The organism is Thalassobium sp. R2A62, assembly GCF_000161835.1.
Classification (GTDB): Bacteria; Pseudomonadota; Alphaproteobacteria; order Rhodobacterales; family Rhodobacteraceae; genus Thalassobium.
Genome location: NZ_GG697169.2, coordinates 862,418 through 875,430 on the forward strand (window position 1 = coordinate 862,418; position 13,013 = coordinate 875,430).

The following is a 13,013-nucleotide window of genomic DNA, read 5'->3' on the forward strand; positions in this document are numbered from 1 at the left end:
TTTCGATCGAGCTTAACAGCATCAATGCTCGTGAAGATGCTTGCGAATTGACGTTCTTTTTGTCGAACACAACGGACATCAACATCAACGCCTTTGTATTGGAAACGGTGTTGTTGACCAAAGATGGGGGCGTGGATCGCCTGACGTTGTTCGACATGCGCGATGTCCCGACGGGCCGCCCGCGTGTGCGACAATTCAATGTCCCCGATCTGCAATGTGACGCCTTGGGGCAAGTTTTGATCAATGGCGTGGCCACGTGCGACGGCGACGGCCTGACGCCGGCCATGTGTTCTGACACCATGACATTGTCCTCGCGCATCGATGTTGAGGTTTTGGGATGACGTTCGTTACAAACCTTCAATCCCAGCTTTGGGCCATCTTTGACCTTGGCGGTCCAGTTGTCGCAATATTAATCGCATTGTCCATCGTGTCGCTGGCTGTGATCCTGTGGAAGCTGTGGCAATTCATGGCGCTTGGTGTCGGCCATCATCGCGACATCACGCGCGCCATGACCAACTGGGATCACGCCCAACCCGAAGAGGCCAAACACGCGCTGATTCAAAGCAAAAACGCGATGGCGGCGGCACTGGTACGCGGAGATGACACAACCCAAAAGTCTCGGGTTGAAGCAGGGGCAAGCGCGCATCTAACGCGTTTGGAAGGGGGATTTCGCATCCTCGACAGCATCGCGCAAATCGCGCCACTGCTGGGTCTGTTCGGTACTGTTTTGGGCATGATTGACGCGTTCCAAGCATTGCAGGACGCCGGAAATTCAGTTGATCCGTCTCTGTTGGCAGGTGGCATTTGGGTGGCGCTGCTCACGACGGCTGCGGGTCTTGCGGTTGCGATGCCCACGTCCCTTGCGCTCACGTATTTCGACTCTCGCGTTGCATCTGAACGCACACTTGCAGAAACTGCAATTGAGGCACGTTTTTCACCGCTTAAGCCTGCCACAGCCCATGCCGCTTAGCGCCTCCCGACCGCGCCGCAAGGCGTTGTCGATGACCTCCCTCATCGACGTGATCTTTTTACTGTTGCTGTTTTTCATGCTCAGCTCAACGTTCACACGGTTTTCAGAAATCCAATTGTTCGGAGCGAGCGCTGGAACGCAAAGCACCGCGGCCCAATCCGAAAACACGCCAATCTTTTTGCAACTGGCACCCGAGGATGTGCGGTTGAACGGTCAGGGATTTGATCTCTCGCGCGTGCCTGATGGCGTTGCCGCATTGCGGGGCTTGGACGAACAGATGGTGTTGATTTCCGCTACATCTGACGACGTGACCGCGCAACGGCTGGTCGATGTGCTTATGATTCTAGCAACGGTTCCCAACCTTAATGTTGTGGTACTGGAATAAACATGGGCTTGCGACACACAACACCGCGCGCACGGCCGGAACCGACGATTGCGTTGATCAATATCGTATTCCTCATGCTGATATTCTTCATGATCGCGGGAACACTTGCGCCGCCACTGGATGATCAGGTGACCCTGGTGTCCACCGAAAACCTTGACGGGCGTGCGCCGCCCGATGCGACTGTGCTGATGTCTGATGGGCGGCTCATGTATCGCGGCGTGGCCACAACGACACAACAGATCATCACGCGCGCGCAGACGAACAGTGGCAGCGTCGAAGTGCGCATCGTGGCCGACCGCGCCGTCTCGGCCAATGTTTTGATGGATCACGTCGCCACCCTGCGCGCTGCAGGTGCGACATCCGTTTGGATCATCACCGAAAGGGGTCTGTAACATGGGTCTGAAACGGGGGGTGATTGTGTGTGTCTTCGCCTCAGCCGCGATGCATACGGCTGCTGTCACCCAGTTTGACATGCCCGACACGACGCTTGCGGCGGCCAGCCCGCCACCGGCCTTGGTCAGCGCCGGCAACAGTTTTGAAGACATGGTGATGGGCACAACCGCAACGCCCCCGCCCACGCCAATTGAACCACGTGAGGTTGAGGAGACCGTGGTCGAGGGCAGCGAAGCACAGGCCACCCCTGCCCCGACACCATCGACCACACCGTCAAATGCGCCAACCCAAACTGCAACAGCGACAACAAGCATCCAGATCAGCCCAGATAGAATTACGGATGGGGCCGCAGATGTCGCGGCAACATCGCTTGCGCCAACAGCGGCACAACCACTCGCGCCAGCGGATGCCACACCAGTCGCGACACCATCCGCCGTGTCAGAAACAACGCCCACACGCCCGTCTGATCAAGTGGCACCAATGCAACCCGAAACCCTTGAAGCATTGCCAGACGTCACGGTGAACAACGTCACCGCAAATACAGTGCGCCCACCGGATCGCCCAGCAAATCTAGGGCAAACCCCACCGCCGCCACCTCCGACACCGCAGCGCACGACACAGCGCGCAACACCCGCGGCCCCCAGCGGCAACGCCCAACAAGACACGACACGCGGCGCACAGGCGCCCGCCGCGGCCCCAACAGCCCAACAAACGACGCAAGGCCAAGGTCAGCAAGCAGATCAAGCCGCAATTGCCGCCGCACGTCAGGCCGTCGCGAATTATCCAAATCAGGTGGTACGCCGTATCAGCAATGTGCGCCGAGAAGGCACCCGCGCGCGCGGCGTTGCTGTCGTGAGCTTTCGGATCGGCGGATCTGGTCAATTGGTGGCTGTCAGTATCGCACGGAGTTCGGGGAATGCAGATCTCGACCGGATTGCCATAAACCACATCCGCCGCGCAGCCCCGTTTCCAGCTCCACCAAGCGGCGCGCAAACATCATTCTCTTTCGAATTTCAGGGGCGTTAGATCACGCAGGGCGTCATCACCGGCGTTCCGGTTTCAGGGTCATCGTACACTCTGACCTTCAGTCCATAGACGTCGCGTATCAGCCCAGATGTGACCACATCACGCGGTGTGCCTTTGGCCAGCATCCGCCCCTCGCCCATCACAATCAACGTATCCGCATACCGAGCCGCCTGCGCGATGTCATGCAACACCACCACACAAGTTTTCCCCCGTCGGGTCAATGCGGCAAGCAGATCAAGCGTTTCATATTGAAACCGGATATCCAGAAACGACGTCGGTTCGTCAAACAGCAAATATGGAGTGTCCTGCGCGATCCCCATTGCGATAAACACACGCTGACGCTGCCCGCCTGATATTTGCGAAAGTTTGCGATCTTTCAGGTCAGAAATTCCCGCAGCATCCATTGCATCCCCGACGATTTGCACGTCCGCAGAACTGCGCATCCCGAACATATTTTGATGAGGCGCACGACCGTAGTGCACCAGTTGTTCGACAGATATGGCTGGCGGCACCACCGGGTTCTGGGCCAGCAACGTCACGTGTTTGGCCAATGTACGGCGTGGTGTCTGCGCCACATCCAACCCACCAATCGCGATGCGACCGGTTTGGGGCAATACGCCTGCAATCATATTCAACAATGTCGATTTCCCACACCCGTTCGGCCCAATCAACGCGGTCAGTTGACCCGTTGCAATCTGCGTCGTGATCGGACCCAGTTGAAACGATGCATGGCCGCCCTGCACGTCGTTCAGATCAATGCTCATGCCCGTATTTTTCGCTGTGTGGTGATCATTATCATGACAAAAAACGGCGCACCCAACAGGGCTGTCACGATACCCGCTGAAACCTCAATCGGTGGGGCAATGGCGCGCCCAATGGCGTCCGCCCACACCACCAATCCCATGCCGATCAACATCGCACAGGGCAACAAACGGGCGTGCCCGCCGCCCAGCACTGTTCGCGCGATATGCGGGGCGATCAGTCCGACAAATCCAAGTACGCCAACAACGCTGACCGATAACGCCGCAAGCAAAACGGCCAATATCATCAAAGATAGGCGTGCGGCGCGCACATTCTCGCCCAGACCGCTCGCCGTTTGAGGCCCCAGCCGCAGCAGATCAAGGCGGTAAAACAGCGAAAGCGCTATCGCGATACAGACCAATAACCAAGGCCAGACCAATCCTAAATGTGTCCATCCCCGCGCCCAAAGCGATCCAGTCAACCAGATCAGAGGTGCGGAAAACTGCGCATCCGATGATGTGACCAGAATGAAGTCTACGCCAGCATCGCATAAAAACCCAACCGCGATCCCGACTAAAACCAGACGCGCAGGCGAAGCGCCGCGCAGGTCAGCCCCAATATAAATAATTGTAGCGGCCAGTATCCCTCCCGCGATGGCGGCTATCGGCAAATAGGCCAATGAAACTGACGGCAGCAAAAGCACCATGAGGCACACACCCAATGCCGCGCCAGAATTGATGCCAATGATCTTCGGGCTGGCCAATGGGTTGCGCAACAATGCCTGCACAATAGCTCCTGATAACGCCAAAGACGCGCCCGTCAGCAGCGCCAAGACTGTGCGTGGAAGGCGTGATTTCAGGATGATGTAATCCTGCTTCGGGCCATCAAGATCAAACAATGTGTTCGCAATGACGGACCATTCAATCGCGACAGCACCCGCCGACAGCGACCAGATCGAGGCCAATAAAACACCAACCACCAAAGCGACAAACACCAACCCGTCCCGTGTCATTCGATGTCATCCGCAAAAAGGGCTTGGCATAAGAAGAACGGTGCGCCAATCAGAGCCACGACCACACCAACGGGGATTTCAATCGGGGCCGTCAACCACTTGGACACGCCATCAGCGGCCATCATCAACGTGGCCCCAATGATCGGCACTACAAACACCAAACGGCGATGATCCGGGCCGATTAGCATACGGCACACATGGGGCACGACCAACCCGACAAACGCAATCGGGCCTGCAACCGCAACGCTGGTTCCCGTCAAAACGGCAGCGACGAAGGCACCCATCAACAAGGTCATGCGCGGGTCGGCCCCAAGGCCAGCACTGGATGCCTCACCCAAGGCCATCAGGTTCAAACGTTGCGCGATGAATGCGGTGGCGATCAGGCCCCCACCCGCCCAGACCACGATCAGTTTTACGTCATCCCAACGTACGTCCGTGATACTACCGACCGTCCAGCGCAGCACCTGACGCGACAGATCATCCTCAAGCGTGAAGGTGAAGCGCACCATCGCATAGGCAAACGCGCCCACCGCGACACCGCCCAGAACCAGACGCAATCCATCCAAACGGCCACCCAAACCACCCGCAATTGCAAAGGTGATGAACCCCGCCGTAAATGCACCCACAATGGCGAGGGTTTGCAAACCCAAAGCATTTGAAACTGGCGCAAACACCAAGCCGAAAACAAGCCCAAGCGCTGCCCCCTGATTCACCCCAAGGATCGCGGGTGAGGCCAACGGATTACGGGTCACGGCCTGCAATATCAAACCCGCCAGCCCCAGATTAACCCCGATACACATCGCAACAACCGTGCGTGGCAGCCGGATGTCCCACATCACGCTTGCCGCTAAAGTATCGCGCGCAAACAGGTCCCAAAAACCTACGTCGCCCCGACCTCCAGTGGTGATCGAGGCGTACGCACAAAGACAACATGCTAAAATAAGAAGCGACAGGCGGGGCCATCTCACACCCCCGCTTGCCCGAAATTGCATCATCAGTTCGTCGCGCCAGCCTGTGACATAATCGCGATCAGGTCTTGCGCCATCAGCTCTGCGGCCAACAGCCCACGCAAACGCGACCAATTGTGCGCCGTCACAGTATGAACCGCTCCATTGCTAACGGATTTAAGGTTCTCATAAAGCGGCTCACCGACCCAGCCATCAGTAAATGCAGGGTCCGCGTACTTGCCCAAGATTAGGATATCGGGGTCAACGACGGACAGCTGTTCCAGCGTGGTAGGCACATAATTTGTCTCATACACCTCGCCCTCGCCTGGCGTCATCGTTGATGAAAACCCGAACATCTCAAGCAGGGACCCGTTATAGGACATGGGGCTGTGCAGCCACAAACCCGTTGCATTGGTTACGCCGAACTGTGCGACAACACCGTCCGAAACCTCAGCGATCTGAGCTGCGTAATCATCCATCACCGCCTTGTGGGTCGCGACACGGACGGCGGCCTCATCCGCGCGACCAAGGGCGGCACCGATCACTTCCATCTGCTCAAGAGCGGCAAAGTAATCACCGCCCAAACTGTCCAAAACGATTGTCGGGGCAATTTCGCTAAGCGTGTCATAGGCGGCCTCATGGCGGGTCAAATCCACGATAATTAGGTCGGGCTGAAGCGATGCGATCACCTCAAGGCTGGGGGTTTTACGCGTGCCCACGGACACCCATTCATCGCCGATCACATCCGTATACGCAGGAATAATGCGATCACGGTTATTGTCGTCCGCAATCCCAACGGGGGCCACGCCAAGTGACGCCAGTGCATCAACGTAGCTAAATTCCAGGACCACAATCCTCTCGGGGGTATCCGGCACGTCCGTAACGCCCATTTCATGGGTGATGCTATCCGCCCAAGACGGCATTGCCGCACCCAGTGCGAGGCTTGCGAAAGTCGTAAGGAAAGTTCGTCTGATCTGCATTGTGCACCACCATTTCTAAAGTCAAAAAATGGCTTTTCATGCAGGATTGCAGAATGGCTATACATCTTCTAAAAAGACCTAGTGTTTTTATCAACAATAGAGCGGTGGTTCACAAATTATCATGACATATAAGGCGATGACCCTTTTAAAGCTAATCGTTCTGCGTCTTGTGCTGGCCGTATTGCCGTCGCTTGGAATGGCCTCTCCTATTGACGGAACTGTCATCATCAGCCGGACGGCAACGTCCATTGATGTATTTTTCAAAATGCCGGCGGATGTGATCGCGCCTCTCACGGGGACCGACTTGACGTTTCTGACACAAGACGACGGGACCGTGGATTTGCGCGATTTCAGGGTGGAAACCGCACCTTTGGGGGATCGGGTTTTTGCACCTGTTGCATTTAACGTGGGCGTGAACGCAGTAGACGCACAGGCCATTGCGCTTATGCTGCACACGGACGACGATGATATTCCGTTTGCCGCACCTTGGGATGCCTTGATGGCTGTGACGCTGTGTTCGGTGTCATATTCCAACGAATTTCCGACGCTGGCCGATGTGCAATCCTACCTCGGGTACAGCATGTATCCCGTCGTTGGGACGGCCCTCTTGAACATAACGTTTCCCGAAACGGGGCGTGATCAAATTCGATTTGAGGTAATTGAATTTATGGACGGCGACAGGATTGCCAGCCATATGATCATCTTGGATGATGGCGGGACACTGCAACTTGGCGCGGTTTATAAACCTGTAATACACCCGTTGATGCTGGGCCTCTTAATTGCATGCGTTTGCGTCTGTGGCATCTCAATCGCGCAGCAATCAAACAGACGTCTCACCTCGCCCCTGTTTGACGATTAAAGATCACACCGTAGACCGGTCGGGAGCAAATCCGAAAGATCGACGCGCGCATCTTGGGCGATCATTTCAGCCGCATCAAACCAATCCATCGCCCAACACGTTTCGCGTGTGATACCATGTAACCCACCTGCATAAATATGGCCCAACGCCAGCGCTGCTTTGGCATCGCCCTGTGATGCGGCGGCACCCAACCAATACAATGCCTGATCGCGATGATCAGATGTGTGGGCGGTTTCCAAACGGATCATCGCAAATTGAAACTGCGCATTCAGATGGCCGGCCTCAGCTGCGTTAACCAAGTATGACAATCCCAGCGCAGGATCCTCTGACACGCCAAGCCCGACGATATAGCGCACCCCCAAAAGATAGGACGCGTCTGGGTGATTTTGGAAGGCCGCATGATGCAATAATTCAAGTGCTTTGGCCTGCTCAGCCAGTGAACAATGCGGCTGATCCAAACGCTGCGACAAATTGAATTGTGCCTGTGCATCCCCGGCTTGGGCGTAGCGCTGAACCAAATAGCTGCCCGCATCTTCGCACAGCGCGTCCTGCGCAAAGGCAGGAACCACATGTGCGGCACTGAAAACAAATATGGCAATATTTCGGAGCAAATCTAATCCCAACTAATTTACTCGACTTTAGCATACCACCGCCCTATTTTCTACAGTTAGATACGTTCTGCCAGCCGCCGCCCGCTGACGTAAGTCACACCACTGGAGAACTTTATGACACTGAGAATGACCCGTAGAACCGCAATCGCAACGGGAACCGCCGCCCTTTTAGCGCGCCCTGCTTTGGCACAAGACGCGACCGTTCACGAAGTACAAATGCTCAACGCAGATCCAGAAAACCCACGAACCCGCATGGTCTTCCTGCCACGCGTTGTCGTGGCACAGCCCGGCGACACCATTAAATTTATCGCCACCGACCCCGGCCACAACAGTGAGAGCATCGAAGAAATGATGCCCGAAGGCGTTGAAGGTTGGGAAGGTGACATCAACGACGATGTTGAATTTGTCGTCGAAACGCCCGGATTTTATGGCTACAAGTGTACGCCCCACAATTCTGTCGGAATGGTTGGGCTGGTCATCGTGCAAGGCGATGGGATGTCCGACAATCTAGAGGCCGCCAAAGACGTGCGTCAGCGCGGCAAAGCCCGTCAAATCTGGGACGAAATTTGGGAAGAAGTCGACGCGCTCGACCTCGCCTAAGTTGAGCCGACATACCTGACGTGAACCGCCCCGAAGCAAACGTTCGGGGCGGTGTGATGTCCAGCTATTTGTGCAAATGCCAGACAGTGCGTTCAGACCCGGAGGATTGCGAAAGTCGGCCATTGAAACTATCAATTGGCATAGATCTCGAGACCGGTTCAATGCGATAAAACTGGCCATAAATGCGCGAAATCTCGTGCCCCTTAACAGAAAATGGCGGACCAGCCATAAGCGATTGGTCATATTCAAAACTCAACAGCAATTGCGTGGCACCCCGTGTCAGGTCGTGAACATGCGGCCCGAACCGGTTGCGCAGATTGCGTGGCAAAGCAACCAAAGCCGCGCGATCATAGACGGCATCAATAGGACCGATTTGATGAGGTATCAATTCAAAAATGTCCCCCACAAAAACATCGATCAATGGGGCGCTGTAGCGTCGTACAGAACCATCAGCGACGATTTCAGGGTCGATGCCGAGATCAGAAAACAACGCCATCACCGCAACCTCGCTGAGTTCGGATGCAACGACGCTGTAACCTTGATCAAGCAGCCATTTGATATCGCGTGTTTTCCCGCACAGCGGCACGAAAACCCGTACGGGTGATTTCGAAATCACCGTCGGGAAATATGTTGCAAGCATCGAATTCACCTTTGCGTCGTGAAACCCGATGTTGTTTTGATGCCATTTATCGTGCCAGAACTGCGGGTCCATAACGTCTCCGATGCGCGCGCTATGCAGCGGCTTCTGCGCGTTTCATCTGTTGGTGCTCATCCTCAATAAGGCCCATTTTCCAATACCCTGAAATGTAGCAATCCTGCTTGGCCAATCCCTTTTCACCGGTCACATAACTGCGCAGCGCTTTGATGACACCACTTTCACCCGCGATGCAGGTTTGAACAGTTCCGGTGGGCCAGTTCCACGCATGAACGGCGTCAATCAACTGGGTGCTTGGCGCGTGGGGGTCTGGATGAACAAGCCAATGCAGACGCACACCGTCCGGCGCGTTCATGTCTTGCGCGTCATCAATGTGCGTGACCTCAAAAAAGGCATCACCCTGTGCGTCACGCGGCATCGCCTCAAGGGTGGCGGCCGCAACTGGCAGCGCGGACATATCAGCAACCACCAGATACCGATCTGCGTAAAACTCTGGCACCTTTACGGGGCCCGGTCCGGCAAACCCGCAGAACGACCCGATCTTGGCCGCGCGCGCCCATGCGGATGCTGGCCCCGCGTCCCCGTGATCGACAAAATCAATGTCCATTTCACGATCCTCAACGCGCATATGGCGCACTGTATACGTGCGCACCGTCGGGCGCGGGCCGTTCATCAATTGCGCGCCAAACGCGGCCTGTGATTGGCCCGCCTCTGGCAAAAACACTTTGCAATTGGCGCCTTCACAGCCCGATTGCATGGTGGCGATTGCATCCCCTGCCAATGTCACGCGGATCATATTTGGCGTCAGATGCCATACATCGACAACCTGTAACAGATAGGGCGATTTTTTTGGGGGATTCATTGGCGCACCTCAGTTTCTAAACACGTCACCAACAGTGCCAGTGCCGCCAGAAATGGCGCGTGATCCCCACCCTGACACAACAACAACGCTTGCGTGCGCGCGTCTGACATCCGCCCGCGCCGCGCTGAATGCAACGCCGCAACCAGATATCGTTCTTCCTTGGTGATGTATTTTGAACAATCCGAACACCCCGGATCACAATAACTGAACCCCGCACTGCGCACAAAGCGCACGGTATTCACCACCTGTAAAACCCGCGCCGCGATCACCGCGCCTGCCGGAGAATCAAACAACTGTTCGGCCGTGAAAATGGCGGGCATCCACGCCTGTGATGTTGGATAATGAAAGCTGACAAAAAACAATCTGGCGATATGCAGCACATGTCGTTCATCAGTATCAAACGGCAGTTGATTTTGCATTTGATACTGATCGTGCCCCGTAGGTATGTGCGCGGCGTACGGATGTTGTGTATGCGCCATGACGTTCCACCGTTGTTTGCGTGGCAGGGCCACAAGGGAGATAAAATCTGGCATTGCTTCCTTCTAACGCGGCCGCCCTCCCCGCTTACCGTGAAGAATTGCGCGGCCTTGGGCGTACCCTTTGGCCGTTGTTGTTTGTATCAGGTGCAGGCGCGATCGTAGGTTCACTTTTGCTGCTCGTGTCTGATCCGGATTTTTTCGTCGGATTGATCCCGTTTTTGATCCTCTTGGCGACGTTTTTGTTTGCGTTGGGCGATGTGTTGCGCGCATGGGTTTTGAAGACCGCAGGCGCACACAATGGCAAAATACTGATCTTCGCCGCGCTTTTTATATGTTCGATCTATGGTGGGTACTTTGGTGCAGGTCTTGGCATCATTCTGTTGGCAATCGCACAGATCATGGGATTTAGCGATTTTCATGTCGCCAACAGTATTAAAAATCTGCTTGCCACCAGCTTCACTGTGCTCAGCATCATCGTGTTCGGAATTGGCGGTCTAATCGCGTGGCCTGAGGCTGGGGTGATGATGGTCGGTAGTACAATCGGCGGCTACTTTGGCGGGCGCTTTGCCAAACGAGTAAATCCAAAAATCCTGCGATGGCTTCTCATTGCCTTCGGCTTGATCCTGTCCGCCGTCTACTTCTGGCGCTTTTTTATTGAATAAAGCGCACTACACCAGCGTAAGTTGTGGCCGTTTGGACGACCTCAAAACCTCGCCGTCTGAATCAAGTTGTGCAGCCAGCAGAAGACCTTGTGATACAATACGCGACGGAATATGCCCGCCCGTCAACCGCGCCAGAATTTCACGTGCTTTGGGCGTTTCATCAGCGCGCATCGCCGCAAGCAAAGACAAAACATCGCCTTCATCCAGTGTCAGATGTTGGCGCGCATCAATATCTAAGGGATCGCAATACGCCAAAGGAACGGGGCGCGCCCGTAAAACAGTCGACAAAAACGTCTGCGTTCCGTTGGCGATGGACAGTCCGCGCGCTTCGCCCCAAGTCGCTGATGCAGACGCAAACGCAAGCCGCCATCCTTGGCTGTCAGGCTGCATGAATGCGTTGAGGAAATGGCGGACCACCGGCAGCAAAGCGCGGCTGACGACATCCAATTGGTTTAGATGCACGGGCATATGTGATCTAGACACGCTCATCCGTCACGCCTTTGATCGACGTGGCCATTGGGAAATAAAACCACCCCATCGGGCAGATTGCCGGCGCCCACATTGGTTGAAAGCGATTGCGCGGGTCCCGCCGACTTCGATGCAAATCTACCCTTATTTTCGAGCGCAGCGTGTAATTTAGGATTCAACCCAGCCCTCGTCAATTGCGCCAACAGATCCATTGCGAGAGGCGTGTTAACAGCATCAGACATATGCGGCCTCGCCGCTTGCCGCGACACGCTTTGGCAACACAGAAACAAGCCGCGTCAATGCATCCAAGGATGGGCGGGTGTCGTTCCCTTCACAAAGCATCATCAATTCAGTTTTCGCGTGCCCTTTGCGGCCGGTCCGTATCGCCCGTATCGCTGTCGTGAACCGACGTTCATGTTCTGTAACGATAGCTGCGCAATCGGGGCATGTGGGTGAGTTGAAGCAATATACTGATTTTCGCGCCTGTCGCACCGCCATCAAAGCACCTAGTAATCGGGTCCCCACAAGCGGCCCTTTGATGTCTCCAAACGCCGCTTCTGATTCCTGTAGTGCCCCAATCCATGAATGGGACTCAGGCACAGCAAACGATTGAAAATAAAAGCGTGCGATCGTCAGAATATGGGCTTCTACAGCGTCTAGATCAGCATCACTGAGCATAATTTCTTTCGACTGCAGCACGCGGTTACAGTGCAGGTTGGTACTACTTTTTGTCATAGTCGGGCCTCTAATTGCAGTTTGGGGTTCACCTATCTGGCGGGTCTTGCAATGGGCTGGACAAAAGTTTGAACCGAATGATACTTTAATCCTGAGTATTTCTATCGGAAAAGCAAGTGCGAAGTTATGAACGCGACCTAGCCAAAAAGAATAAAGCACTAGCAGGTACAGATGCTTACTGGGCATTGAATGACGCACGGTACTAGCGAGTGATAGCCTTACGCCAGCCTGTGTTGCCTATTAGGTGCTGGCGTCAGACATTCATTCAGTCAGCTTGGTTCAGGGCTTACTCTGTGCGGCGGTTCTTTGACTTGCAGGTGCTTGAACAAGATACGCTGTATTGAAAGATGGAGGAACCATTACAACACCAAACGACCACATAGTGCTCTGGGCTATCGCCCACCTGCGCCGGAGGCCATCGTAACGATGGACCAAAGGACGATCATGCACTAACTTTCAACATGGACCACTCAAGTGGGGCCGCCCAAGGCTACGGTCTCACTGATGGGGATGCCAAGGACAATTTTAGGGATTGAGGGCAGCGATACGGATTTGAGTTTCCGCAACATGCAGGCCAAAGTCCCGCACCATCAACGAAACCAATCCCGCCCTTAGAAGACGACCCGAA

General features: G+C 55.2%; 18 protein-coding genes and 1 pseudogene. 9 read left to right on the forward strand and 10 right to left on the reverse strand.

The genetic code is table 11. The features are described from left to right. The 5 genes from TR2A62_RS04220 to TR2A62_RS04240 form a co-directional block, all read left to right on the forward strand. Positions 1-341 (forward strand): hypothetical protein (locus TR2A62_RS04220; RefSeq protein ID WP_040821119.1); only part of this gene is annotated, 341 nt, incomplete at its 5' end. Further along, positions 338-970 (forward strand): MotA/TolQ/ExbB proton channel family protein, encoded by a 633-nt coding sequence (locus TR2A62_RS04225; RefSeq protein WP_009160252.1) that lies wholly within the window; start codon positions 338-340, stop codon positions 968-970. The genes TR2A62_RS04220 and TR2A62_RS04225, both read left to right, overlap by 4 nt. Continuing rightward, positions 960-1,355 carry a biopolymer transporter ExbD gene (locus TR2A62_RS04230; protein WP_040820193.1) on the forward strand — a complete coding sequence of 132 codons (396 nt, stop codon included), beginning with the start codon at positions 960-962 and terminating at the stop codon, positions 1,353-1,355. Before TR2A62_RS04225 ends, TR2A62_RS04230 begins: the two co-directional genes overlap by 11 nt. A gap of 2 nt (positions 1,356-1,357) precedes the next feature. Further along, positions 1,358-1,747, forward strand: coding sequence for a biopolymer transporter ExbD (locus tag TR2A62_RS04235; protein WP_009160036.1), 390 nt, complete (start codon positions 1,358-1,360; stop codon positions 1,745-1,747). Position 1,748: 1 nt separating this feature from the next. Further along, positions 1,749-2,774 carry a TonB family protein gene (locus TR2A62_RS04240; RefSeq protein WP_009158183.1) on the forward strand — a complete coding sequence of 342 codons (1,026 nt, stop codon included), beginning with the start codon at positions 1,749-1,751 and terminating at the stop codon, positions 2,772-2,774. On the opposite strand, the gene TR2A62_RS04245 is transcribed toward TR2A62_RS04240, so the two are convergent. Genes TR2A62_RS04245 through TR2A62_RS04260 form a run of 4 tightly spaced genes read right to left on the reverse strand, consistent with a single transcriptional unit; the run spans position 2,771 to position 6,454 of the window. Beyond that, a complete protein-coding gene (locus tag TR2A62_RS04245; RefSeq protein WP_009158952.1) occupies positions 2,771-3,538 on the reverse strand; it encodes an ABC transporter ATP-binding protein in 768 nt (255 codons plus the stop codon). The genes TR2A62_RS04240 and TR2A62_RS04245 overlap by 4 nt on opposite strands. Then, the gene (locus tag TR2A62_RS04250) at positions 3,535-4,527 is read right to left on the reverse strand and encodes an iron ABC transporter permease (RefSeq protein ID WP_009159537.1); all 993 of its coding nucleotides are present in this window, start codon (positions 4,525-4,527) and stop codon (positions 3,535-3,537) included. The genes TR2A62_RS04245 and TR2A62_RS04250 overlap by 4 nt, the downstream gene beginning before the upstream one ends. Continuing rightward, a complete protein-coding gene (locus TR2A62_RS04255; protein WP_009158063.1) occupies positions 4,524-5,522 on the reverse strand; it encodes an iron ABC transporter permease in 999 nt (332 codons plus the stop codon). Before TR2A62_RS04255 ends, TR2A62_RS04250 begins: the two co-directional genes overlap by 4 nt. Continuing rightward, positions 5,522-6,454, reverse strand: a complete 933-nt coding sequence (locus TR2A62_RS04260) for a Fe(3+) dicitrate ABC transporter substrate-binding protein (RefSeq protein ID WP_009158427.1) — start codon at positions 6,452-6,454, stop codon at positions 5,522-5,524. The genes TR2A62_RS04255 and TR2A62_RS04260 overlap by 1 nt, the downstream gene beginning before the upstream one ends. Positions 6,455-6,575: 121 nt before the next feature. Here TR2A62_RS04260 and TR2A62_RS04265 point away from each other — a divergent pair, with 121 nt between their 5' ends. Next, complete coding sequence (locus TR2A62_RS04265; RefSeq protein ID WP_009159680.1) at positions 6,576-7,313, forward strand: hypothetical protein; 738 nt, start codon at positions 6,576-6,578, stop codon at positions 7,311-7,313. On the opposite strand, the gene TR2A62_RS04270 is transcribed toward TR2A62_RS04265, so the two are convergent. Continuing rightward, positions 7,310-7,924 (reverse strand): tetratricopeptide repeat protein, encoded by a 615-nt coding sequence (locus TR2A62_RS04270; protein ID WP_009159487.1) that lies wholly within the window; start codon positions 7,922-7,924, stop codon positions 7,310-7,312. The two genes, TR2A62_RS04265 and TR2A62_RS04270, sit on opposite strands and share 4 nt — an antisense overlap. Before the next feature lie 126 nt (positions 7,925-8,050). Between TR2A62_RS04270 and TR2A62_RS04275 the strand changes: the two genes are divergently transcribed. Then, positions 8,051-8,524 (forward strand): pseudoazurin, encoded by a 474-nt coding sequence (locus TR2A62_RS04275; RefSeq protein ID WP_009160671.1) that lies wholly within the window; start codon positions 8,051-8,053, stop codon positions 8,522-8,524. Between the two features lie 64 nt (positions 8,525-8,588). Here TR2A62_RS04275 and tmpT read toward each other — a convergent pair whose 3' ends face one another. The 3 genes from tmpT to TR2A62_RS04290 are packed head-to-tail and all read right to left on the reverse strand — an operon-like array spanning position 8,589 to position 10,574. Further along, the gene (gene tmpT, locus TR2A62_RS04280) at positions 8,589-9,236 is read right to left on the reverse strand and encodes a thiopurine S-methyltransferase (RefSeq protein ID WP_009157800.1); all 648 of its coding nucleotides are present in this window, start codon (positions 9,234-9,236) and stop codon (positions 8,589-8,591) included. Between the two features lie 19 nt (positions 9,237-9,255). After that, positions 9,256-10,041, reverse strand: a complete 786-nt coding sequence (locus TR2A62_RS04285; RefSeq protein ID WP_009158923.1) for a siderophore-interacting protein — start codon at positions 10,039-10,041, stop codon at positions 9,256-9,258. Then, positions 10,038-10,574, reverse strand: coding sequence for a hypothetical protein (locus tag TR2A62_RS04290; protein WP_009158079.1), 537 nt, complete (start codon positions 10,572-10,574; stop codon positions 10,038-10,040). The genes TR2A62_RS04285 and TR2A62_RS04290 overlap by 4 nt, the downstream gene beginning before the upstream one ends. Between TR2A62_RS04290 and TR2A62_RS04295 the strand changes: the two genes are divergently transcribed. Then, the gene (locus TR2A62_RS04295; RefSeq protein ID WP_009158914.1) at positions 10,574-11,182 is read left to right on the forward strand and encodes a sulfite exporter TauE/SafE family protein; all 609 of its coding nucleotides are present in this window, start codon (positions 10,574-10,576) and stop codon (positions 11,180-11,182) included. The genes TR2A62_RS04290 and TR2A62_RS04295 overlap by 1 nt on opposite strands. A 6-nt stretch (positions 11,183-11,188) precedes the next feature. Here the strand turns inward: TR2A62_RS04295 and TR2A62_RS04300 are convergent, their stop codons facing one another. Next, positions 11,189-11,671 carry a hypothetical protein gene (locus TR2A62_RS04300; RefSeq protein ID WP_009159304.1) on the reverse strand — a complete coding sequence of 161 codons (483 nt, stop codon included), beginning with the start codon at positions 11,669-11,671 and terminating at the stop codon, positions 11,189-11,191. A gap of 213 nt (positions 11,672-11,884) precedes the next feature. Beyond that, positions 11,885-12,385 carry a hypothetical protein gene (locus TR2A62_RS04310; protein ID WP_009158334.1) on the reverse strand — a complete coding sequence of 167 codons (501 nt, stop codon included), beginning with the start codon at positions 12,383-12,385 and terminating at the stop codon, positions 11,885-11,887. A 339-nt stretch (positions 12,386-12,724) separates the two neighbouring features. Between TR2A62_RS04310 and TR2A62_RS19490 the strand changes: the two are divergent. Continuing rightward, positions 12,725-12,838: pseudogene (locus TR2A62_RS19490) on the forward strand (integrase core domain-containing protein); the annotation flags it as partial. Positions 12,839-13,013 lie beyond the last annotated feature (175 nt).

What these genes read in the sequence shown, in the direction of transcription:
- TR2A62_RS04265 (WP_009159680.1), top strand. Translation starts at nt 6,576, where the DNA reads ATGACATATAAGGCGATGACCCTTTTAAAGCTAATCGTTCTGCGTCTT.
- TR2A62_RS04225 (WP_009160252.1), top strand. Translation starts at nt 338, where the DNA reads ATGACGTTCGTTACAAACCTTCAATCCCAGCTTTGGGCCATCTTTGAC.
- TR2A62_RS04250 (WP_009159537.1), bottom strand. Translation starts at nt 4,527, where the DNA reads ATGACACGGGACGGGTTGGTGTTTGTCGCTTTGGTGGTTGGTGTTTTA.
- TR2A62_RS04300 (WP_009159304.1), bottom strand. Translation starts at nt 11,671, where the DNA reads ATGAGCGTGTCTAGATCACATATGCCCGTGCATCTAAACCAATTGGAT.
- TR2A62_RS04235 (WP_009160036.1), top strand. Translation starts at nt 1,358, where the DNA reads ATGGGCTTGCGACACACAACACCGCGCGCACGGCCGGAACCGACGATT.
- TR2A62_RS04275 (WP_009160671.1), top strand. Translation starts at nt 8,051, where the DNA reads ATGACCCGTAGAACCGCAATCGCAACGGGAACCGCCGCCCTTTTAGCG.
- TR2A62_RS04240 (WP_009158183.1), top strand. Translation starts at nt 1,749, where the DNA reads ATGGGTCTGAAACGGGGGGTGATTGTGTGTGTCTTCGCCTCAGCCGCG.
- tmpT (WP_009157800.1), bottom strand. Translation starts at nt 9,236, where the DNA reads ATGGACCCGCAGTTCTGGCACGATAAATGGCATCAAAACAACATCGGG.
- TR2A62_RS04310 (WP_009158334.1), bottom strand. Translation starts at nt 12,385, where the DNA reads ATGACAAAAAGTAGTACCAACCTGCACTGTAACCGCGTGCTGCAGTCG.
- TR2A62_RS04285 (WP_009158923.1), bottom strand. Translation starts at nt 10,041, where the DNA reads ATGAATCCCCCAAAAAAATCGCCCTATCTGTTACAGGTTGTCGATGTA.
- TR2A62_RS04290 (WP_009158079.1), bottom strand. Translation starts at nt 10,574, where the DNA reads ATGCCAGATTTTATCTCCCTTGTGGCCCTGCCACGCAAACAACGGTGG.
- TR2A62_RS04260 (WP_009158427.1), bottom strand. Translation starts at nt 6,454, where the DNA reads ATGCAGATCAGACGAACTTTCCTTACGACTTTCGCAAGCCTCGCACTG.
- TR2A62_RS04230 (WP_040820193.1), top strand. Translation starts at nt 960, where the DNA reads ATGCCGCTTAGCGCCTCCCGACCGCGCCGCAAGGCGTTGTCGATGACC.
- TR2A62_RS04255 (WP_009158063.1), bottom strand. Translation starts at nt 5,522, where the DNA reads ATGATGCAATTTCGGGCAAGCGGGGGTGTGAGATGGCCCCGCCTGTCG.
- TR2A62_RS04245 (WP_009158952.1), bottom strand. Translation starts at nt 3,538, where the DNA reads ATGAGCATTGATCTGAACGACGTGCAGGGCGGCCATGCATCGTTTCAA.